The 23,940-nt window shown below is 74.1% G+C and carries 1 protein-coding gene; it reads right to left on the bottom strand.

All coding sequences use genetic code 11. From position 1 onward, the window contains the following. Nucleotides 1-139: 139 nt before the first annotated feature. Complete coding sequence (locus tag ACZ6JY_RS30785) at nt 140-23,464, bottom strand: amino acid adenylation domain-containing protein (protein WP_469201056.1); 23,325 nt, start codon at nt 23,462-23,464, stop codon at nt 140-142. Nucleotides 23,465-23,940: the final 476 nt, after the last annotated feature.

Below are 23,940 nucleotides of genomic sequence, written 5' to 3'. Positions count from 1 at the left end.
GGGCCCCGGCCCTCGTCCTGGTCCCGCTCCTGGTCCTGGCCCCGGTCCTGGCGGCGCGCGTCGAGGAGAGCGCGAGCCTCCTCCGCGCCGACCGCGCCCTTGACGTATCCGTCGAGGATGTCGCGGAAGTTGGCGCTGCTCATCGTTGCTCCTTCGTGGCCGGCGGTTCTGCGTCGAGCAGGTCGAGCACCTCCGCGGCGGACAGCTCTCCGGCCGCGAACCGTGCCTCCAACGTCACGATCAAGTCGTCCGGGACTTCCGGCGGTGGCGTCGCCTCCGGTGGCCGTGGCGGCTCCGTCGCCTCTCGCGCGCCGCCCAGCAGCCCGTCCAGATGCTCGGCGAGCCGCTCGACGGAGGAGAACTCGTACAGCGCCGCCGCGTTCAGCTCGACGCCCAGTTCCTCCCCGATCCGGGCGACGAACGTCGATCCGGTGATGGAGTCGACCCCGAGGTCCGCGAAGGCCGTCGACGCCGACACGTCCTCCTTCGGCACCCGCAGCGTCTTCGCCAGGCGCTCCACGAGCAGGCCCCGCAGCTCCGGGCGCCGTTCACGGCCGACGGGCGCGACCCGCTCCGACCGGTCGGGCCGGTCGGCCGCCTCGCCACGAGCCGTGGGGCGCTCCGGAACCCGCATACCGATGACCTGCCGGTGGCGGCCCGCCCGCAGCAGCCGCACCGCCGTGTCGAAACAGGCGGCCCCCTCGTCGTCGTCCAGGAAACCGAGGGCCGGGTAGTCCCGCGCGGCCTCGCCGAACGAGGCGCGCCAGGCGCCCCAGTTGACGATGCCGACCGGGAACGCGGCGGCCGGTGCGACGGACCGGGCGAAGGCGTCGGCCGAGGTGATGCCGGCCGCGTAGGCCGCGTGGGTACCCGCGCCGCCGAAGGAGAAGGCCTGGGCCGACGAGAAGTAGCAGAGGAAGTCGAGCGGCTCGTCCGCCACGGCTTCGTACACGTTCCGCGCGCCCGAGGCCTTGATGTCGTAGTGCGCGCGGAACTCGTCCTCGCCGAGGCCGGCGAGCGCGCCCGGCGCTCCGGTGATGCGCGTGGCCCCCGCGAACAGCACGCCGTGGATCTCGCCGAGCAGCCCCTTGGCCTCGGCGATCGCCCGCCGTGCCTGGCGCGGGTCGGTGACATCACCTTGTACGTAGCCGACGCGGTCGCCGTAGAGCGCCTCGCGAACGGCGGGGTCGCTGTGCGGGCGGCGTCCGACGCAGACGACCTTGGCGTCGTAGCGGTCGATGAGGTGGCGGCTGACGACGCGTCCGACGGAGCCGCTGCCGCCGACCACCACGTAGGTGCCGCCGGGCCGGATGCCCGGCCCCGGCCGGGCGGCCTCGGCCGGGGTCACCGGGGCGACCTCCTGGCGGTACCGTCGCCCGCCGCGCAGCGCCACCAGGTCGGCGGCCGGGGAAGCGGGTTCGTCGGCCACCAGGGCGGCCACCGCGGCACGGTCGTCGGGCGTCCGCAGGTCGGCCGCCGTCACGTCGAGGTTGCGTACGGCGAAGCGGCCGGAGTCCCGTGCCACGAAGTAGGCGAGACCGGCCAGGCCCGCGCCGTGCGCGGCGCTCGGCTCACCGGCGACCGACTGCGTGTCCCGGGTGACGACGCAGAGGTCCGTGCGCCCGCCGTCGAGCCGCTGGACGGCCTTGACCAGCCGCAGCAGCGCGAGTTCGGGCCCGGCCGTGCTGTCGTCGGCGGGCGTGCCCGAGCCGCTGACGAGGACGATCCGGTCAGGTGCCGTCCCCGTCAGGGCGAAGGCGTCGTCGAGCGGCCGCTCGGTCACCTCGGTGACGCCGCCGCGCCGGAAGTGCGCGGCCAGCGCCCCGGCGAGCCCGTCCCCCGGCTCATCGGCGGCGATCAGGACCCTGCGTGGCGCGGGGCCCGCGGCGGGCGCGCCGGGCGCCTCCGCCCATCGCGGCACCCCCAGCAGCCCGCTCGGCGGCACGACGGACGACGCGTCGTCGGCTGCGGGCGCCTCACGCGCGGCGCGGACGTCAACGGCCCCGCCCCCGGGAATCCAGTGCCGCTCCCCCGCGAACGGGTACGTCGGCAGCGCCACCCGCCGCGGCCGGTGCTCGCCGTAACGGATGTTCCAGTCCACCATGGAGCCGCCCGCCCACCGCCGTGCGACCTCGTACGGCTCACCGCCGCCGAGCACCGGGCGCACCCCGTGGTCCGCGAACTCGCCCACCTGCCGCGCCAGTTCACTCGCGTCGCGCGCCACGAAGGCCACGCGCACAGGCCACTCGACCCGGCCCACCTGCAAGGTGTACGCGATGTCGCGCAGCGCGTGCCCTGCGCCGTCCCCGGCGAGCGCGTCCCGCAGCCGTGCGGCGGTCCGCCGCAGTTGCTCCTCGGTGCGTGCGGACAGCGGTACGAGGACGGGCTCCTCGGGGGCGGGGGGAGGCTCGGCGGCGGGTCCGTACTCCTCCAGGATGACGTGCGCGCCCGCCCCGGTGGCCCCGAACGAGCTGAGCCCGGCCCTGCGCGGCCCCTCGGGCGGCGCGGGCCATGCCTCGGTGGCGCGCTGGAGGCGGAAGGGCGTGCCGTCCAGGGCGAGCAGCGGGTTCACGGTGTCCGCGTGCAGGGAGGGGACCAGCGTGCGGTGGTGCAGTTGCAGCGCCGCCTTGGTCAGGCCCGCGACACCGGCGGCGGACTCCGCGTGCCCGATGTTGGACTTGACCGACCCGAGGGCGCAGAACCCCGTGTCCTCGGTGTGTCTGGCGAAGGCGGTGGACAGGCCCCGGATCTCGATCGGGTCGCCGAGCGAGGTGCCGGTGCCGTGCGCCTCCAGGCAGCCGATGGAGCGGGCGTCGACGCCCGCCTTGTCGAAGGCGGCCGAGATGACGGCGGCCTGGCCGACCGGGCTCGGCACGCTGAAGCCGCTGGAGGAACCGACGTGGTTGACGGCGGATGCGGCGATGACGGCATAGATGTGGTCGCCGTCGGCCTCGGCGGCGGCCAGCGGCTTGATGACGACCGCGCCGACGCCCTCCGACGACACATAGCCGTCCCCGCCCTCGCCGAAGGAGCGGCAGCGGCCGTCGGAGGAGTGCATGCCGACGGCGCCGTAGGTGCGGTACTTGCCGGGGTGCAGCGAGAGGTTGACGCCGCCCGCGAGGGCGACCTCGCACTCGCCGCGGCGCAGTGACTCCACGGCGAGGTGCACGGCGGTGAGGGAGGACGAGCAGAGGGTGTCCACCGTCATGCTCGGGCCGTGGAAGTCGCAGACGAAGGAGACGCGGTTGGCGATCTGCCCCTGGTTGAGGGCCAGCGGCACGGGTGCGGACGCCTCGGCGGCGACCAGCGTGTAGTCCTTGTGCATGGCCCCGGCGAACACGCCGACGGCTCGCCGCCGGTCAGGGCCCCCGGCTTCGGCGAGCCCTGCCGGGGTGTACCCGGAGTCCTCGATCGCCTCCCAGCAGGTGCGCAGGAACCAGCGCTCCTGCGGGTCGGTGATCTCCGCCTCGGGACGGGAGATCCGGAAGAAGTCGGCGTCGAAGCGGCCGACGTCGTCGAGGAACCCGCCCCAGCGCGAGCCGTCCCCCTCCGCCGGGGTCCACCGCTGAGCGGGCACTTCGGAGACGCTGTCCTTGCTGTCCTTCAGGTTCGCCCAGAACGCGGCGAGGTCTTCCGCGCCGGGGTAGTGGCCCGCCATGCCGATGATCGCGAAGCGTTCGGCGCCCACGGCGGGCAGGCGGCGCCGCTTGAGGCGGGGGCGCTCCAGCGGTGCGCGGCGCCCGGCCCCCGTCCCGTCCCGCCCGGCCAGGATCGCGTGGGCGTTGGTGCCGCCGTCCGCGAAGCTGGAGACGGCGGCGACCAGCGGGGCGTCGGGCCACGGGACGAGCGCGCGCTCGAAGCGCAGGGGCGTCGCGGCGAAGTCGAAGTGCTGAAGGGGCTGCTGACCGCTGAGGAACGGCACGATGGCGCGGTTGCGGAGCATCAGGACGGTCTTGATGACCCCGGCGATGCCCTCGGCGCACTGCGGGTGGCCGATGTTGGGCTTGACCGAGCCGAGCGAGCAGGGCGTGCCGGAACCGTCGCGGTAGACGTCCGCGATGGCCTTCAGCTCGATCAGGTCGGGGATCTGTGAGCCCGCCGCGTTGGTCTCGATGTACGTGACGTCGTCGGCGGCGACCCCCGACCTCGCGAGGGCGCGGGCCATGACGCCGCGCTGCGCGGCGGGGTTGGGGGTGGCGGGGCCCGCGGTCCTGCCGTCGTTGTTGACGGCCACCGCCTTGAGCACCGCGTGCACGCGGTCGCCGTCCGCCTCGGCCGCGGCGAGCGGCTTGAGCAGGAGGACGCCGACGCCCTCGGCGGGTGTGAAGCCGTGGGCCCGCCGGTCGAAGACGTGGAACTCCGTGCCGGTGTTGAGCAGCCCCCGCTTCTCGAAGAGGCGGTGCCCGCCGGCGTCGGGCAGCAGCGTGATGCCGGCGACCACGGCCGCCTCGATGTCGCCGGAGCGCAGGGCCTGGGCGGCGTGGTGCATGGCCACGAGCGCGGAGGAGCAGGCGGTGTCGACGACCGTGCTGGGGCCGCGCAGGTCGAAGTAGTGCGACAGGTTGGCGGCCAGGTAGTTCTGGCCGACGGCGACCACGGGGTTGCGGCTGCGGCCGAGGGTCGCCTCGTCCGGTGCGTGCCGGGTGCGGCCGCCCACGTACACGCCGATGTCGCGCCCCTTCAGCTCGTCGGGGGTGTGGCCCGCGTCGCAGAGCGCGAACAGCGTCTCCTCCAGGAGCAGCAGGGCCTGCGGGTCCATCGCGGCGGCGTCGGCGTCGGAGAGGTGGAAGTGGCCGGGGTCGAACCCGTCGAGGTCGAGCAGGCCCGCGGTGTACCCGGCCCCGCTCCCGCTCCCGGTCCCCCAGCGCCCGGCGGGCACGGCCGCGATCGCCGAACGCCCCTCGCTGAGCAGCCGCCAGTAGGCGTCGAGGTCCGGGGCTCCGGGGAAGCGGCCGGACATGCCGACCACGGCGATGTCGTACGGGGTGTCGGCGGGTGCCTGGTGGCGCTCGGCGGGGACGGCGGCGGTGACCGGAGCCGGAGAGGGGTCCGCGACAGCCGCGGTCGCCGTGCCGCCGAAGGCCTCGGACGCCGTGCCGCCGAAGGCCGCGGCGACGGCCTGTCCGTGGTGGGCGGTGAGCCAGCCGACGAAGGACTCCACGGTGGGGTGGTCCACGAGGACCGACGGGTCGAGGTCGACGTCGAGTTCGGCGCCGACCGTGCGCAGGATCTGGACCATCATGATCGAGTCGGTGCCGTAGTCGGAGATCGGCACGTCGGCGGCGAGCCGCCCCGCGTCGAAGCCCAACTCCCGGGCCAGCAGACCGATCAGCCATGCCTCGGCCTTCTCGGCGGCGCCCTGACCGCTCCCGACGTGAGCGGCCACCGAAGCCGTGGCCGAAGCGGGAGCCACAGCGGGAGTCGGAGCCGAAGCGGAAGTCGGAGCCGTCGCCACGGCCGGCGCACCGGCCCTCTTCGCCCGCAGCGCGTCCGGCGTCCACTCCGGAGCGACGATCGCCGGCAGCACCACAGGGCCCGCCCCGGTGGACAGGACGTGATCGAGCAGCCGCAGACCCTCCGCCTCGGAGAGTTCACCGAGGCCGGTGGCCCGGTAGCCCGGCCCGGGGCGCTCGCTGCCCATGCCGACGCCCCGCCAGCTCGGCCAGGCCACGCTCACCACGGGCAGCCCGTGGGGCGCGCGGCGGGCGACGGCGTCCAGGTGGGCGTTGGCCATCGCGTAGTCGCTCTGCCCCACCGCCGCCGCGGGGACCGTCGAGGCGACCGAGGAGAACAGCACGCAGAACCGCAGCGGATCGACGGCCAGCGCGTCGACCAGGGCGTCGAGCCCGGCCACCTTGGGGGCGAGCACCGCGCGCACGGCCTCGACCGGCTTCCGTACGAAGGCGAGGTTGTCCCGGTCCACGAGCCCGGCGGCGTGCAGCACTCCGCCGATCGGCCCGAGCTCCCCGCGGATCTCGTCCAGGGCCGCGCGGACGGCTGCCGTGTCCTCGCCGAGGGGCAGCGAGAGGAGCTTCAGCCGGACCCCGTCACGCTCCAAGGCGCGCAGCCCGTCGAGCTTGCGGCCGAGCGCCGTGTCCGTGCCGTACCGGTCCCACTCCGCGCGCGGCGGCAACTGCTCCCGCCCGGTGAGGACGAGGGTCCGGGCGCCCCACTCCGCGACGGCGTGCCGGGTGAGCGCGAGGCCGATGCCGCGGGTGCCGCCGGTGATGAGCAGCGGCTCGCCCGCGGGGAAGCGGACCGGTGCTCCCTTGGCGGCGGGCAGCGCCTGAAGGACCGCCCTGTGCCGGGTGCCCTGCCGGTAGGTGACGTCGATGTCGTCGCCGCCGTCGGCCAGTTCGCGCGCCACGAGGTCCGGCAGGTCCGGGTCCGCGGGGTCGGCCTCCAGGTAGCGGGAGCGGACGCGCCCGTACTCGCTCCCCAGCATCCGGTAGAGCCCGGCGCGGGCGTCACCCCTGCCGACGCCGAGCAGCGTCGCCTCACGTCCGGTCATGCGCTGGAGCACCGGCAGCCAGTCGGCGAGGTCGAGGCCGCCGAGGTCGACCAGCGCGTCGAAGCCCTCGTGCAGGTCGGCGGCGGTGGTGATGAGCCGGCCGCCGGGCAGGGCTGCGGCGAGCCGGGCGGCGTGCTGCCCGGCCCCTAGGACGGCGACCTCGGCGGGGCCGTGGCCCGCGGTGGCGGGAGCGGGCTCCCACCCTCGTACGAGCAGACGTGTGCCCTCGGGCGGTGCCACCTCGCCGGGACCGCGTCGCGCGACGAAGACCTCACCGAAGGCGTCCGGCTCGGCGACCGGCCGCCACACCTCGTCGTAACCGGTGGCGTGCAGCACCTCCTGCCAGCGGGGTGCGGACAGGAGCGGTGCGCCGGGGAGCCGTACGTCCTCGTCGTCGTAGAGCCACCAGCCGTCGAGCAGGCCGAAGGTGAGGGTCAGGACGGCGGACTTGCGGGTGACCTCGTTGACGACGAGGACGCCGCCGGGGCGCAGCGCCGCGGCCAGGTTGCGCAGGACGGCGCGGATGTCTCGGGTGGCGTGGAGCACGTTGGTGGCCACGATGACGTCGCAGTCGCCGCCGGTGAGCCGTTCACCGGCGCCGGCCCGGGTCACGTCCCAGCGGCCGTAGCGCAGATGGTCCCTGCCGGGTCCGAAGCGGTGCTCGGCCTGGTCGAGGAAGGCCGGGGAGAGGTCGGTGTACCAGTACTCCAGGCGGTCGGCGTACGGGTCGAGGCGGGGCAGGACGACGGCGGTGGTGCCCCCGGTGCCCGCGCCGGCCTCGGCCACGCGGACCGTGGCCGACGGGTCATGGGCGAGGCGTTCGCGCACCGCCGTGGCGGTCACCTCGGCCACCACGTCGTTGAGCCGGTCGGCGACGGCGTTGCCCTGGTACACGGCGGTGAGCCTGGCCATGGAGCCGCCGGGGAAGAGCACGTCGGTCGCGGGCACCGTGCCGGACAGGATCTCGAGGAGCCGTTCCACGCACTCCTGGACGAGGGAGAGCTGCGCGTCCCAGTACGGGTCGGCCGCGAAGCGCTCGCGCACGGCCGTCCACGCGGTGTCGTGCGCCGGGGGCCGCTCGTCCGCGAGCTCCAGGACGTCGCCGTGCCGCCGCGTCAGACCGGTGGCGGTCAGCAGCCGGGCGGCCTCGTCGAGCCAGCGCCGGTACTTGTCCACGACGCCGAGGCGCCGCGCGATGCCGTCCACGGACTCGGTACGGGTCGTCGTGAAGACGCCGGACGCGCGCAGGCGGAGCAGTACCTGTCGGGCGATCAGTCGGTCGAGTTCGTCGGCGGGGAGAGCGGCGGGTGCGGGGGCGGGTGGGATGACGGCGTCCTGCCGCAGCCGGCTCAACCCGGTGCCGGTGGAAGTGTCCGCGCTCCCTGCGGCCTCGGAAGCGGCTCCGAAAGCGGACTCGGAAGCGGCCTCGGAAGCGGCCTCGGAAGCGGTCTCGAACGCGGCCCCGAACGCGGCCGGGAAGCGGGCCGCGAGGTGGGCGGCCAGGTCGCGGACCGTGGTGTACTCGAAGAGCAGCGTGGGTTCCAGCTCCTGCCCCACCACGTCCCGTACGGCCTCGACCAGGCCGAGGACCTGCACGGACTCCAGGCCGAGTTCGTAGTACCCGGCGGTCGCGGACACCGACTCCGGGTCCGTGCCCAGGCGTTCGGCGAGCAGGCGCCGCAGGAAGTCCTCGACGTGGCGGGCCTCGGGCACGGCGGCCGGGCCCTGAGCGGCGGGCCTGGCCGCGGTGGACGTCCCTGCCACGGCTTTGCTTGACAGGTCGGAGAGTTCGGCCACCTGGCGGCCCTGGGTGTCGAAGAAGTCCACGGAGAACCGGGCGACCTCGCCCCGGCGGCTCACCGAGGCACGCCGCACCCGTGCCGTGCAGGCCCCGGTCAGCGGCCCCGCCGTACGGAACGAGCCGATGTGCAGCGGCAGGAACGCCTCGCCACCGGTGTCGAGCAGCGACCCGGCGGCGACGGCGCCGGCGAGCAGCAAGGCGGGGTGGACGACGAAGTCGCCGCCGGAAGCGTCGAGTTCGGCCGTCAGCAGCTCCTGGTCCGCGCGTACGAGACCCTCGGCGCGCGCCGCGCCGCTGTAGTGCTGGCCGTTCCCGCCGTCCCTGGCGTAGGTCTCGGCGAGGGGGGTGGGTGTGCCGTGCGGGTGGCCGTCGAGCCGTTCGCGGAAGTCGGGGGCGCCGGTGCGGAGCACCTCGGCCGTGGCGTAGGGCTCGCCGTCGGTCACCGTGACGTGCCAGCGGTCGTCCCCGGCCGTGGTGCAGCGGATCTCGGCGGCCACGGGCCCGTCGGTCACGTCAAGCGGGCGCAGCGCGGTGAGGTCGCGCACGGTGAGCCGTTCTACGGCGTGCCCGTGGTCGCGGAAGACCTTGGCGATGAGGTCGACGTAGGCGAGGGCGGGCAGCAGCGCACGTCCCTGGACGCGGTGTCCTGCGATGACCGGCGTCGCGGTGGAGAGCACCACCTCGCCGTGGGGTTCGGCGGCGGTTGGCCGCCGCACCGCGTCGTCAGCGGCAGGCAGCCAGCAGCGCTCGCGGGCGAAGGGGTAGCCGGGCAGGGAGACGCGGGGGCCGCCGGGCCAGTCGACGGGGGCGCCGCGCACCCAGGCCGCGGCGAGTTCGGGCGCGGTGCCGCCGGTGGCGGGTGCGGCCGAGCGGTTCGCGGTGCCGGTCAGGACGCGCGGCGAGCCCGACCCTGCGAGGTGGCCCGCCAGGGCGTCGGCGAGGTCGTCCACGCCGTCGAAGACCACGGCGAGGCGGTGCGCCATCGGCTCGCGGGTCTGGAGCGTCGCGGCGACCGCGGCGGGGTGGGCGTCACGCCCCTCGCCGCGCAGGAACTCGGCCATGCGCGCGGTGTGTTCGTCGAGCCGCTCGGCGTCCCGCGCGGAGAGCACGCACACGTGGGGCGGCTCCTGCGCGGGCGGCTGCGTGGGGGGCACGGACTCCTCCAGGATCACGTGGGCGTTGCTGCCGCCCGCGCCGAACGCGCTGATTCCGGCGGTACGGGGCAGGGCGCGGCCCGCGGCGTCGACGCGCGGCGTCCAGGGGGCCTGCTCGCGTTGCGGGCGGAAGGGGGTGGCGTCCAGGTCGAGGTGCGGGTTGAGGCGTTCGGCGTGCAGCGAGGGCACCAGCTCCCCGTGGCGCAGTTGCAGCAGGACCTTGGTGAGCGCGGCCATGCCCGCGGCCGACTCGGCGTGCCCGATGCCGGACTTCACCGAGCCGATGGGGATGCGTACGCCGGTCAGGTCGTACCCCTGGAAGGCGCGCATGAGGCCGGTGATCTCCACCGGGTCGCCGAGCGAGGTTCCGGTGCCGTGCGCCTCCAGGTAGTCGAGGTCCTTCGGGGTCAGACCGGCCCGGTCGAGGGCCTCGCCGATCAGTACGCCCTGCGCCCTGGGGTTGGGCACGCTGAAGCCCTTGCCCGCGCCGCCGTGGTTGACGGCCGTCGACCTGACCACCGCGAGGATGCGGTCGCCGTCGGCCTCGGCCGCCGAGCGGCGCTTGAGGAGCACGGCTCCCGAACCCTCGGCGGGCACGTAGCCGTCGCCGCCCTCGCCGAAGCTGCGGCACCGGCCGTCGGTGGAGAGGAACCCGCCCTTGGCTAGCTGGAGGTACTTGAGCGGGTGGCTCGTGACGTTGACGCCGCCCGCCACCGCGGTCTCGCAGTCGCCGTCCCTGATCGCCCGGCAGGCGAGGTGCAGGGCGGTGAGCGAGGACGAGCACATGGTGTCGAGGGCGATGCTCGGACCGTCGAAGCCGAAGAAGTAGGAGACGCGGTTGGCCACCGAGGCGTACGAGGACGAGGTGGCCGCGCCGGTGCCGCGGAGCGCCTCGTCGACGCCGTAGAGCTGGTAGTGGCCGTACATCAGGCCGACGAACACGCCGGTGCGGCCGTTGGAGCGGGCCAGGGCCTCGCGTGAGGTGCCCGCGTCCTCCAAGAGGTGCCACACCGTCTGGAGGAAGATCCGCTCCTGCGGGTCGATGTGTTCCGCCTCCACCTGGGACATGCGGAAGAACATCGGGTCGAAGGAGGCGACGTCGGAGAGCCAGCCGCCCCACTTGGCGTAGGTCTTGCCGGGTTTCGTGCGGTCGGGGTCGTAGAACCGGTCGTGGTCCCAGCGGTCCTCGGGGACCTCTTCCACGCAGTCCCTGCCGTCGCGCAGGTTGCGCCAGAACTGCCCGAGGTCGTCGGCCTTGGGGTAGCGGCCCGCCACTCCGACGATCACGATCTCGTCGTCGTCCCGTACCGGGCGCGGCGCGGGCGGGGCGGCGTGCACGGCCGGTGCGGGGGTGACCGCCGTCTCCTCGACGCCGTCCCCGACGGGAGTGACGAGGCCGCGCGCCTCGGCCGGGTGGTGGGCGACCAGGAAGTCGGCCAGCTCACCGATGGTCAGGTACTCGAAGAACAGCGTCTTGGAGAGCGGTCCGAAGCGTTCCTCCAGCGCCCGTGTGAGGCTCAGGACGAGGAGCGAGTCGACGCCGTAGTGATCGAAGGCGTCGTCCTCGGTGATGTCCTCCGGGGCCATCTTCAGTTCGTCGGCGAGGAGTTCACGCAGGTACGTGACCATGGGCGCGCGCAGGTCGCCGCTTTGCCTGCCCTCTGCGGACTCGGGGGGCGTCGCCGCCTGCCGCAGCGGCTCGGCGGTCCTCCGCAGCGCCTCGTCGATCCGCGCGGGGTCGCCCGCGGTCAGCAGCACGCGGGAGGCACCGCCGCGCAGGGCGGCCTCCAGGGCGTCGAGCGCCGCCTCCGACGGCAGCGGCTCCATGCCGAACTCGCGCCGCATCGCCGCGCGGGCGTCCGCGCCGAGGGTCATGCCGCCGTCGCGCCACAGCGACCAGTCGACGGTGAGGCCGCCGCCGGGGCGCCGCTCCAGGTAGTGGCCGAGGAAGCTGTTGGCGTACGCGTAGTCGGTCTGGCCGACGTTGCCGAAGACCGCGGCGGTCGAGCCGAACGCGACGAAGTAGCCGGGGGCGTCCGCACGCGTCGCCTCGTCGAGGTGGACCAGGCCGCGCACCTTGGGCGCGAGCACCGCGTCGGCGTCCGCGCGGCTCTTGTGCAGCGCGAGCCCGTCACGCAGCGTGCCGGCCGCGTGCACCACTCCGGCGACGCGCCCGAACCTGCGCCTGGCCTCGGCCACCGCCCGCTCGACGTCCTCGCGCACACCGACGTCGGCCCGGACGTGCAGCCAGCCCTCGGGCAGCGGCTCGGCCGGGGCGGACCGGCCGACCAGGACGACCCCGGCGCCCGGATGCCGGGCGATCCGCTCGGCCACCAGCATGCCGAGCTTCCCGGTGCCGCCCGTGACGAGGTGCGCCCCTGCCGCGGCCAGGGGTGAGGCCCCGGTTTCGGGGAGCGTGCTCTCACGCCAGGCGCGGACGAGCCTGCGGCGCCCGTCGGTACGTACCTCCGGCGCGGCGCCCGGAAGTTCGGCCAGCACGAGTTCGGCGAGGTCACGGACGGAGGGCGAGCCGGTGCGCGTGAGCACGCTCAGCCGGATGCCGGGGTGTTCCTGGCCGATGCTGCGGGCGAACCCGTCGAGCGCGGCGTGCGCCGCTCCCGCGGCCCCGGCCCGGTCCTCGTGGACGAACAGGTAGCGCAGCGGCCCGCCGTGGTCCGCGATCCGGGTCCGGCACACGTCGAGGACGGTGTGGAATCCGTCGCGCAGCGCTTCGTCGATATCTGCGCCAGCCCCTTCGGCGAGGTGAACGAGGTGCGAGGCGCGCGACCGGTCACCGACCACGACGTCCATCTCCGGTGCGAGCGCCGCGAGTTCGTCGCGCAGGGCCTCGGCGCGGCCGTCCCCCGTGCCGATGACGGACAGCAGCTCGACGTGCCCGGCCTCCGTGACGGCGGCCGGTGCCTCCTGCCAGAACGGCTCGAAGGCGAGCACGCCGCGCTCCGCGGTCCCGGGCGGGACGCGCCGGGCGTCCGGCACGGCCCGCAGGGTGAACCGTTCGACGCGTGCGAGGACCGTGCCGTCGGGGGCGGCCAGGCTGATGTCGAAGACCTGCGTGTCGGCCGGGCCGTCCACGGCCATGACGTGGGCGAGGCATGCGTCGGGCAGCTCGTCGAAGAGGCGTACGGAACCGATCGAGTACGGCAGGTGTGCCGTCGAGCCCCGCACCAGCAGGCCCGCGGCCTGGAGGGCACCGTCGAGCAGCGAGGGGTGGAACCGGTGGTCGCCGACCTCGGGGCGGCGCAGCCGTGCCAGGGCCTCGCCGTCGCCGAGGGCCAGCTCCTCGATGACCTGGAAGGCGGGACCGTACCGGAAGCCGAGGTCCGCGAAGTAGGCGTAGCAGTCCTGGCGGGTCCTGCGCTCGCCGCAGCGGGCGCGTACGGCGGACAGGTCGATCGGCGCGGGCGCCGCGTCGGCTTCGCCGCCGTCCTGCCCGAACACCAGGCGGCCCCTGGCGTGCGGGCGCTCACCCGTGATCTCGAAGGCGCCGGAGGGCTCGACCACCACCCGGATGTCCCGCGACCGGCCGGGCGTGAGCGCCACGGGCGCGGCCCAGACGATCTCGTCGACGCGCCGCACCGGGGCGGTGCCGTGGGCGCGCTCGCCCGCCAGCCGTGCCATCTCCAGGTAGACGACGCCGGGGAGCACGAGTTCGTCGCCGACCTTGTGGTCGGCCAGGTAGAACTCCGATCCTGTGAGGCGCTTCGCGAAGGCGGCTTCGCCGAACGTCGAGACGTTCTCGTCGAGCAGCGCCGACGACGCGGGGCGTGCGGCGGCCGTGGCCGGGGCGCCGGGGGCGGCGTCGACCCAGTGCCGGGTCGGCTCGAACGGATACGTCGGCAGCCCGATCCCGCGCCCTCGCGGCAGCCAGGACCAGTCCACGTCGGCCCCGTCGGTCCAGAGCCGGGCCAGGGATTCGAGGTCGCCCTCGGCGGACAGGGCGCGCACGAACTCCCGCCACGCGTCGCCGCGCGTGGCGGCGGCGCGGCGCTGCCCCGCGCCGACCCGGGCGCGCAGCACGCCCGCGGGGGTGCGGCCCTCGGCGCAGGCGTCGAGGCGGTCGAGGAGTTCGGCGCGGCCGCGGGCCACGAAGGCGAGCCGTTCGTCCATGGCCTCGCGGCCGACGCGCAGGGTGTGGGCGACGTCGGCGGGCGCGGGCTCCTCGGCGCGTACGTGGGCGGCGAGCCGCCCGGCCTGCGACCGCAGGGCCCGCTCCGTCCGCGCGGACAGGACGAACAGCTCCGCGTCCGCGCTGTCCTCGCCGGACGCGGCGTCCGCTCCTGCCGCGGCCTCCTCGATCACCACGTGGGCGTTGGCGCCGCCGAAGCCGAAGGAGCTGACGCCCGCGCGGCGCGGCAGCGCCGAGCCGTCATCGGCGAGCGGCGCGGGCCAGGGCCGGGTGGTGTCGACGATCTCGAAAGGGCTCCCGTCCAGTTCGAGGTACGGGTTGCGCTCGCGGAAGTGCAGGCCGGCCGGGATGGTCCGGTGGCGCAGCGCGAGGACCACCTTGAGCAGCCCGGCGATGCCCGCGGCGGCCTCCAGGTGGCCGATGTTGGTCTTCACCGACCCGATGCCGCAGTGCGGCGCGCGCCCGGCTCCGGTGGCCCCGCCGTCCTCGGCGAGCCGCGCGAACGCCTCGGTCAGGCCGCTGATCTCGATGGGGTCGCCCAGGGCCGTGCCGGTGCCGTGGGCCTCGATGTAGCCGACCGTACGGGGGTCCACGCCGGCCGCGCGGTAGGCCTCGACGAGCAGTTCCGCCTGCGCGTTGGGGTTGGGCGATGTGAAGGAGGTGGTGCGGCCGCCGTGGTTGACGGCGGCGGCCTTGATCACCGCGGCCACGCGGTCGCCGTCGCGGCGGGCCGCCGTGTGGTCCTTGAGCACGACGACGCCCACGCCCTCGCCCCGCACATAGCCGTTGGCTGAGGCGTCGAAGGCCTTGCACCTGCCGTCCTCGCTGAGCATCTCGTTCCGGCTCAGGGCCTCGTAGAGCCGGGGGTCGAGGATGAGGCTGACGCCGCCCGCGACGGCGAGGTCACAGGTGCCGTCGCGCAGCGCGCCGACGGCTTGGTGGACGGCGGTGAGCGAGCTGGAGCAGGCCGTGTCGACCGCGACGCTGGGTCCGCGCAGGTCCAGGAGGTACGAGACGCGGTTCGGGATGACCGACAGCGCGGCGCCCGTGAGCGTGTGCGCCTCGGCCGACCTGCCGCCGGCGCGCTGCACCTCGGCGTAGTCGGAGTTGGTGGTGCCGATGAAGACGCCGACGCGCTTGCCCGCCAGGTCACTCGCGCGGTACCCGGCGTCCTCGACCGCCGTCCACACCACTTCCAGGAGCAGCCGCTGCTGGGGGTCCATCAGCTCGGCCTCGCGCGGCGAGATGCCGAAGAAGGCGGCGTCGAAGCGGTCCACCCCGGGGACGAAGCCGCCCCAGCGCGAACGGGAGGTGCCGGTGTGCGCCCGCCAGTCCCAGCGGTCGCCGGGGATCTCGGTGACGAGGTCCCTGCCCTGCTCCAGGTGGTCCCAGAACTCCGCGAGGCCGGCGGAGCCGGGGAACCGCCCGGCCATGCCGACGATGGCCACGTCGGCGCCGGGGGCGGCGGGGCGGTTCCCGGTGGGGGCGGCTTCGGTCGGGGCGGTCCCGGTGGCGGCCTGCGTGGTGCCGGACTCCGCGAGCCCGCCTGCGTCGGCGTCGGTGTCGGTGTCGGCCTCCCCGAGTGCCTCGCTCAGGTGCGCGGCGACCGCGGCGAGCGTCGGGTAGCGGTAGAACAGCGTGGGCAGGACCTCGATCCCGTACCGCTCGCTGATGCGCGTACTGAGGACGGTGAAGCTGATCGAGTTCATGCCGAGCCGGCCGAGCGGCACGTCGGCCGGGATGTCCGCGGGGTCCGTATCGAGGATGTGCGCGATGAGCTCGGCCAGTTCGGCGATGTGGGCGGAGTCACCGGCCCTGCGTGCGGAGGCGCGCCCCGAACGACGCGGCGTGCTCGCCGCCTCCCCTCCGCGCAGCTCCGCCAGCGGCGCTCTGCTCAGTCGGCCGCGGTCCACCTTGCCGTTGAGCGTCTGGGGCAGTGTGGCCAGCTCCACCAGGACGTCCGGGACCATGTGGGCGGGCAGCCGCTGGGCGAGCGCCTCGCGGCGGGGGGCCGTGGCGTTCTCGTCGAGGGCGAGGAAGGCGTGCAGGACGTTGTCGCCGCCGACCCGCCGCGCGACCACGGCGGCCTCGCGTACGCCGTCCTGTCCGCGCAGCACGGCCTCGACCTCGCCGGGCTCGATCCGGAAGCCGCGCACCTTCACCTGGTCGTCTAGTCTGCCCAGGTACTCGATGCGGCCGTCGGACCGTTCGCGCACCAGGTCACCGGTGCGGTAGCAGCGCTCGCCGTCGAGGGTGACGAAGCGTTCGGCGGTCAGTTCCGGGCGGCCGAGATAGCCGGTGGCGAGACCCGCGCCGCCGATGTACAGCTCCCCTGGCACGCCGGGCGGCACCGCTCTGCCCCGCGCGTCGAGGACGTACAAGCCGGTGTTGGCTATGGGACGGCCGATGGTGACGCGTTCGCCGGGCGCGAGCCGGCACACGGCCGACCAGACGGTGGTCTCCGTCGGCCCGAACATGTTCCACACCTGGCCCGCGCGGGCCAGCAGTCGCTCTGCGGTGTCCTGGTCGAGTGCCTCTCCCCCGCACAGCACCTTCAGCCCAGGCGAGCCCTGCCAGCCGGCCGCGAGCAGCATCTTCCACGTCGCGGGGGTCGCCTGGACGACCGTGGCGGGACCGGACTCCAGAAGCCTGCGCAGGAGGACACCGTCCCGCGCGACCTCCGCGGGCACGATCTCGACCCGGGCGCCGACGATCAGCGGCAGGAACAGTTCGAGCGCGGCGATGTCGAAGCAGACGGTCGTGAGCGCGAGCAGGTGGTCCTCGGCCGTCAGGCCGGGCTCCTCGGCCATGGAGAGAAGCAGGTTGGCCAGCGCCCGGTGCGGCACCTGGACACCCTTGGGGCGGCCCGTCGACCCCGAGGTGTAGATCACGTACGCGATGTCGTCCGGGCCCGGTGCCGGGATCTCCCCCGTCTCGGGACCGCCCAGGGGCTCGTCGTCGGCGTCGAACGCCAGGACCGGCGCGCCGAGGTCGGCGCGGGCCCCCGAGTCCGCGATCAGCAGGTGCAGTCCGGCGTCCTCGGCCATGTGGCGCAGCCGCTCGACCGGGTAGCCGGGGTCCAGCGGCACATAGGCGCCGCCTGCGGCGAGAACGCCGAGCAGGGCGACGAGCATGTCGGCGGACCGGTCGAGGAGCACGCCGACGTTGCGTCCGGGCGCCACCCCTCGCCCGCGCAGGCGGGCCGCCGTCGCCGCGACCCGCGCGTCCAGTTCACGGTAGGTCAGCGTCGTGCCGCGGTCGGCCACCGCCACGGCGTCGGGGGTGCGGCTCGCCTGCTCGGTGAGGAGCGTGGGCAGCACGCTGCCGGCGGGGTGGTCGCCCCGCGTGAGCTGCTGCCGCTCCTGGGCGCGGGCCGTGTCGTCGGGCCTCAGCAGGGACAGTGCGTCCAAGGTGCGGTCCGGGGTGGCGAGGGCCGAGTCGAGCAGCAGGCGGAAGTGCTCGCCGAGCCCGCGCACGGTGTCCTCGTCGAAGAGGTCCGGGTCGTACTTCAGGCAGTAGCGGGCGCCCTCGGGCTCCTCGACGACCTCCAGGGTGAGGTCGAACTCGCCCTCCTGGTGGACGCCGTGGAACACGTCGGCGACCGGGCGGACGTCGGTGTCGTCCTCGACCCAGTTCTGGAAGTAGAAGGCCGTGTCGAACAGGCGCGAGGCACGGAGCTCCTGGGCGAGGCTGAGCAGCGGGTAGTCGCTGTGCTCCAGGGCCTCCAGGGTGGTGTCCCGCATGTCGCGCAGCAGGCCGCGGAAGTCCTGGCCGTCGTCGAAGTCGTGTTTGAGGACGACCATGTTCATGAAGTAGCCGAGCACGTCGGCGTAGCGGGCGGAGGGCCGTCCGGCCACCGGGGTGCCGATGAGCACGCGGTCCTGCCGCGAGTAGCGGTGCAGCAGCGTCGCGTAGACGGCGAGGAGGACCACGAAGAGCGAGGTCCGTTCGTCGCCCGCGAGCTGCCGCGCGGCCCGGACGGGTGCCGCGTCCAGGCGGCCCTCGACGGAGGCGCCCCGGTGTCCGGGCACCGCCGGACGGGGGCGGTCGAGGGGGAGCTGAAGCGTGGGCAGGTCGCCGGAGAGCCTGCGCAGCCAGTACGAGCGCAGCCGCTCGCCGCGCTCCGAGCCGAGCAGCTCCGTCTGCCAGTCGACGAAGTCGGCGAAGGTGGCGGGCGGCTCTGAGGTGGGCGGCTCGGTGGTGGGCGCCTGCCCGCGGTAGAACGCGGACAGTTCGCGCAGGAAGACGGCGATGGAGAGGCCGTCGAAGACGATGTGGTGGAAGGTGAGCAGCAGCACTTGCCTGCGGTCGCCGAGCGTGAACAGCGTGACCCGCAGCAGGGGCCCGCGCCGCAGGTCGAAGGGCTCGCGGACACACTCCTTGGCCGCCTCGCGCACGGCGTCTACGGAGGTGGTGTCCAATGCCCGCTCTATAACCGTGAGTTGCTGGTGCGCCTCAATGACCTGGTGGTCGCCGTCCAGGCGGGCGCGGAGCTGGGGGTGGCGGTCCACCATGGACTGCAACGCCTCGCGGAGGGCGGTCGGGTCGGTGTCCGGTTCCAGCCAGAACGCGAGCGGCAGGTTGTAGGCGTACGTGCCCGGCGCCATCTGCTCGATGACGCTCAGGGCCCGCTGCCCGGCCGACAGGGGGAAGCGGACCGGCTCCACCGGGGCGGGGTGAGCGGGCGCGGCGTGCTCAGGCGTGGCGTCGGTCAGTTCGCCGATGTGGTCGCTCAGCTCGCGCAGGGTCGCGTGTTCGAGCAGGTCGCTCAGCCGCAGCCGGACGCCCAGGTCCTCCTCGATGACGGCGGCGATCTTCATGCCGCTCAGCGAGTCGAAGCCGTAGTCGGCGAGGAGCCGGTCGGGGTCGGCGGGTTCGTCCAGCTTGAGGGTGGCCGTCACGATGTCGCGGAGCCGGTCGAGCGGACCGAGCGGGCCGTTGCCGGAGCCGGAGGCCGCGGCGGACAGCACGGTCCTCTCGGGAGCGGCCGTCGGTGCGCGGTGGCCGACGTCCGCGTTCACGCCGACGATCACGTGCTGGCCGAGGTGGGTGCCCCGGTCCAGTACCAGGGCGTCGGTGAAGCCCTCTTCGAGGAGGAGCCGCTGCCAGGTCTGCGCGGTGGCCAGGGGCGCGTCCTTGATGCGGAGTTCCGGGTCGGTGAAGGCCCACCAGCCGTCCAGTACGCCACCGGTGACGGTGATGCTGCTGCGGATCGCGGTCAGTTCGTTGAGTACGATCCTGCCGCCGGGTCGCAGCAGTTCCCGCGCCTTGCGCAGGGTGGCGCGCAGGTCACCCGTGGCGTGCACGACGTTGGTGGCCACGACGATGTCGACGCTGCCGGGGGCGTAGCCCTGTTCCGCGAGGCCTCGTTCGAGGTTGAGCGTACGGAACGTGGTGAACGGGTGCCGCGTACCGAACCGCTGCTCGGCGCTCTCCAGGAACTGCGGCGAGATGTCGGTGAAGACGTACTCGACCCGGTCGGCCCAGGCGGAGAGGGCGGGCAGCACGCGCTCGGTGGTCGCCCCGGTGCCCGCGCCGAACTCGACGACGCACAGCCGCCGCCGCTCACCCGCCCCGAGTTCTTCGACGCGCTGCCGGGCGTGGTCGGTGACCGCTTCGGCGACGAGTTCATTGAGGGAGTCGGTGAGCGGGTTGCCCCGGTAGAAGTCCTGGACGAGATCCATCGACGCGTTCGGGAACATGATCTCTGTCGCGCCGGTCTCGCCGCGCAGCACCTGCGGGTAGCTCCGCAGGAACAGCCGGGTCAGCTCCACCGTGGCCCTGATGTCCGGATGGCCGGCGGCGATCCGGTCGAGCTCGCGCTCGGCGTGTTCGGCGCTCGTGCCCACCCCCGCGTCCGGGTCCGCGTCCGCGGCAAGGACCTCCACCGCGTCGCCGCGCACGGTCAGGTGCCCCGCGTCGGCGAGGATGTTGAGCAGCGCCGCGTGCAGCCGGTGGTACTTGGGCACGATGCCGAGCCGGTCGGCGAGCGCCGTGACGCTGTCCCGCTCGCCCTGCCGGGTGAGGGCGCCCATCCGCCGGTAGACGCCGAGCAGTGCCGAGTCGCAGAGCGCGGAGAGGCGGTCGTAGCCCTCGATGACGGCGTCGGCGCCGGGCCCGGCAGGTGCGGGCGCGGTGAACCGCTCGCCGAGCGGCGACGCGCGGTGGCCGAGGGCCGCCAGGGCCCGCAGGTCGGCGCGGATCGGCATGATCTGGACGGGGCCGTCGGCCAGCACCCGCTCCAGGCAGTCGAGGCCCTCGCGCACGGTGAACTCGGCGACGCCCGTCCTGCGGAACACCTCCCGCAGCCCCGGCTGAGCCCCGGAGCCGACACGCCCCCAGTAGCCCCAGTTGACCACCCGTACGGGATACGGGAGCCGGGTCGAGAGGTGACGGCCGTAGGAGTCGAGGAAGGAACTGGCCGCCACGTAGGCGGCGTTGCCCGCGGCGCTGACGAAGGAGCCGACCGAACTGAAGAACGCGAGGAAGTCCAGGGGCTCGTCGCCCAGCGCCGCCACGAGCGCGAGTGAACCGTCGACCTTGGCGGCGAGTGCCGCCCGCAGCTCCGGTTCGGTGAGTTCGTCGATGGTGCTCGCGTTGAACGTCATCGCCGCGTGGAAGACGCCGTGCGGCGCGCCGAACCGCCGCTTGGCCTCGGCGACGGCCTCGCTCAGCGCCGTGGGGTCGGACGCGTCGGCCCTCAGGTGCAGCAGCCGCCCCCCGGCCTCGCGCACGCGGTCGGCGGTGGCTCGCTGTTCGGCGTCGAGTTCGCCGCGGCTGATCCACACGATGCCGGCCCGGTACCGCTGGGCGAGCTCCTCGGAGAGTGCGCGGCCGATGCCGCCGCTGCCGCCGACCATGAGGTAGGTGCCGCCGGTGCGGTAGGGCGGGCGCCGCGGTGCGGGTGCCGGGGTGCGCACGAGCTGCCGTACGTGGCGGCGGCCGCCCCGCAGCAGGACCGCGCGCCCGGCCGGGTGCGGAGGCTCTGCGAGCAGTGCGGGCAGCGCGTCCACGGCGTCGGCGCCCTCGATGTCGACGCAGGTGACGTCGGTGTGGGGGCATTCGGCGGCGAGGACTTGGGCGTATCCGAGGATGCCCGCCGCGTGGGGGTTGTCGTCGTGGGCACCGGCGGTGACCACGGTGATCCGGGGGCCTGCGCCATGGGTGCGGAAGAGGGCGAGGACGCCGTCGCGCAGGGCGGCTTCGAGGCTGTGGGGCCGGTGCAGTCCGCCGAGGTGATACAGGTGCCGCACGGGCCGGGTGAGCAGCTCCGCCGGGTCGTCACGGTCGAGCCGGATGAGGCGGGCGCCGGGGTGGTGACGGAGTAACACCTCGGCGAGAGCGCAGGGTTCACCGGCGGTGAGGACGGCCACCTCGTGGCCCGCGGCGGTGTCGGTGTCGGGGGCGGTAGTGCGGTGCGCGGGCTCGGGGAGTTCCTCCGGGCACCAGACGGGCTGGTAGAAGCCCAGCTCCGGAGTCTCCTCACGCGGCTCCGACGCGGGCGGCGCGGGCGGCGCGGGCGGCGCGGGCGGCGCGGGCGGCGCGGGCGGCGCGGCTTCGGCCGCCATGGCGGGGGCGGGTATGGGCTCCCTCGCGGAGGTGCGTATGGGGTCGGTGCGCAGGGGGACGGCACATATGGGCGGCTCGGCCCGTATCTCCTCCGGCAGCGACAGCCCCGTACGCCCCCCACCCTCCGTACCCCCCATACCCATGGACGCGTCACGTACGGCCCCCGCTGCCCCCGCTGCCCCCGAGGGCTCCGGTATCCAGTAGCGCTTGCGGGCGAACGGGTACGTGGGCAGGCCGATGCGGCGGGCGCCGCCGCTGTCCGGCCACTGGGCCTCAGCGCCCTGGGTCCACAGCCGGGCGGCTTCGGTCAGGTCGCCGTCGGTCAGGGCGCGGGTGAGGCGCTCCGCCGCGTCGGCGGCCGGCGAGCGGCGGCTGCGTGCCGCGTCGTTCAGCGCGACGCCGCTCTCCACGCCGTCCGCGACGTCAGCCAACACCCCCCGTACGTAGGCCAAGTCACGCGCCGGGAAGGCGAGGCGTACGTCGAGCTGCTCCCTGCCGACGCGCAACGTGTGCGCGAAGTCGGCGAGGGACACCGCGGGTTCGGGCCCGTCATGGGCCAGCTCGCGGAGGGTGGTCCTGTCGGAGACGGTCGTCGTGAGGCCGAGGCGTTCGCTGAGCCCGGCCAGTTCGGCCGCGCCCAGGCCGTACTCGGCCAGTTCGAGGTCGGCGTCGAGATCGTGCGGCTGGACCCGGAGGACGTCGGCGGCCATCCGTACGCACTCATCCAACGTCTGCCCCGTGACCGGCTGCCGGTCGAGGAAGTCGGCGAGCTCGCGCGCGTAGGCCCGCAGTCGCTCCTCGCTCAGCGCGGACAGGACGATCAGCTCCTCCGACGGGCCGCCGGGGGTGGGCGTGCGGCCGTCGGCGGGCTGTGCCACGTACTCCTCGACGATCAGATGGGCGTTGGAGCCGCCGCCGCCGAAGGAGCTGATGCCGGCCCGGCGCGGCCCTTCCGTCTCCCGTCCGTCCTGGTCGCGCAGCACGGGGCGGTGCCAGAGCGCGGCCTCCTGCTGTACGTGGAAGGGCGTGCCGGTCAGGTCGATGTCGGGGTTCAGCTCGGCCGAGTGCAGGGAGGGCGGCACGACGCCGTGCTTGAGCTGCATGAGCACCTTGGTCAGGCCCGCGATGCCGGCCGCCGACTCCAGGTGCCCGATGTTGGACTTGAGGGAGCCGACGGCGCAGCCGCCGGGTGTGGCGTTCGCGTCCTTACCGTCACCGTCGCGGAAGGCCTCGCGCAGTCCGGCGATCTCGATGGGGTCGCCGAGGGGGGTGCCGGTGCCGTGCGCCTCGACGTAGCCGATGGTGTGCGGTGCGACGCCCGCCCGGCGCAGGGCCGCGGTGATCACTTCGGCCTGGGCGGTGGGGTTCGGCACGGTGTAACCGCTGGTCCTGCCGCCCGCGTTGACCGCCGATCCCTTGAGCACCGCGTAGATCCGGTCGCCGTCGGCCTCCGCCGCCCGTAGAGGCTTGAGCAGGACGGCGCCGACTCCTTCGCCGTCGACGAAACCGTCCGCGTGGGCGCCGAAGCTGCGGCACCTGTCGCCGCGGGAGATCATCTGACGGTCGGCCAGCATCCGCAGGTGCATGGGGTGCAGGATGAGGTTGACCCCGCCGGCGAGCGCCGTGGCGCACTCGCCGCGGCGCAGGCTCTCGCAGGCCAGGTGGATGGCGGTCAGCGAGGCGGAGCACGCGGTGTCGACGGTCAGACTCGGCCCACGCAGGTCGAGGACGTACGAGACCCGGTTGGCGATCGACCAGTGGGCGGAACGTGCGTGCGTGTGCTCGCCGAAGGCGCTGCTGTGTCCCGCGAGCCATTCGTAGTCGTTGTTCATCACCCCGGCGAACACGCCCACCGCGTCGCGCTCACCCAGCCCGCGCGGGCGGTACCCGGCGTCCTCGATGCTCGCCCAGGCGGTCTCCAGGAAGAGGCGCTCCTGGGGGTCCATCTCCTCGGCGTCGGAGGGGGAGATCTGGAAGAGCAGCGGGTCGAACTTGTCGACGTCCTCCAGCCAGCCGCCCCACTTGCTGTACGCGCGCCCGTCCTTGGCGTCCGGGTGGTAGTGCGCGTCCACGTCCCAGCGGTCGGCGGGCACCTCGCCTACGCAGTTGCGGCCCTCGACGACGTTGCGCCACAGCTCGTCCGGTGTCCGCGCCCCCGGGTAGCGCCCGGCGAGCCCGATGACCGCGATGTCCTCGGCGGGGCGCCGCGGCGCGGTGACGGGAGCGGCCTGTTGCCGCACGGATGCCAGCAGCTTCAGGAGAAGAGCACGCTTGTCGTCCATAGACCTTCGTCTCATCCGGGTGCCTTGAGGCTCGAATTTGGGCGGCCCACAGCACCGCACCACAAAGTGGCGCAGTTCAAGGTGAACAATTCGTCAATAAGGGCTGAAGAGACTCGCGGAAGAGACTCAGCGCCGGGCCGGACCAACGGCTCTCGGTCGGCCTACATGAGCCGGAACCCACATGCGCGTGGAAAAGATGCCCGCCTGTGCGACGAAGCGTCAGTATCGGGGCTGACCGGACGATCGGTCACGGGGTTGACCGGACAAAAGGAATTGCCGCGCCCGGCGACTCCACATACATCACTGTCCGTAAGCATGGTCAGCGGTCGACCCCCCGTCAGCTCCATCGGTCAAGCGGAATCTAACACTTGATATCCAGCAGCGGCAAGCATGTGATCATTCACGCGTCCACCACTCATCACTCATTCAAGTAAATTGCGCTAAACCCTGGTTGGCCAGCGAAAACATCTACTCCA

The sequence above is a fragment of the Streptomyces sp. NPDC046335 genome (assembly GCF_055587985.1).
The sequence above is the reverse complement of the archived record's forward strand: the minus strand, read 5'-3'. Positions and strand labels throughout refer to the sequence as shown.

What these genes read in the sequence shown, in the direction of transcription:
- ACZ6JY_RS30785 (WP_469201056.1), bottom strand. Translation starts at nt 23,464, where the DNA reads ATGGACGACAAGCGTGCTCTTCTCCTGAAGCTGCTGGCATCCGTGCGG.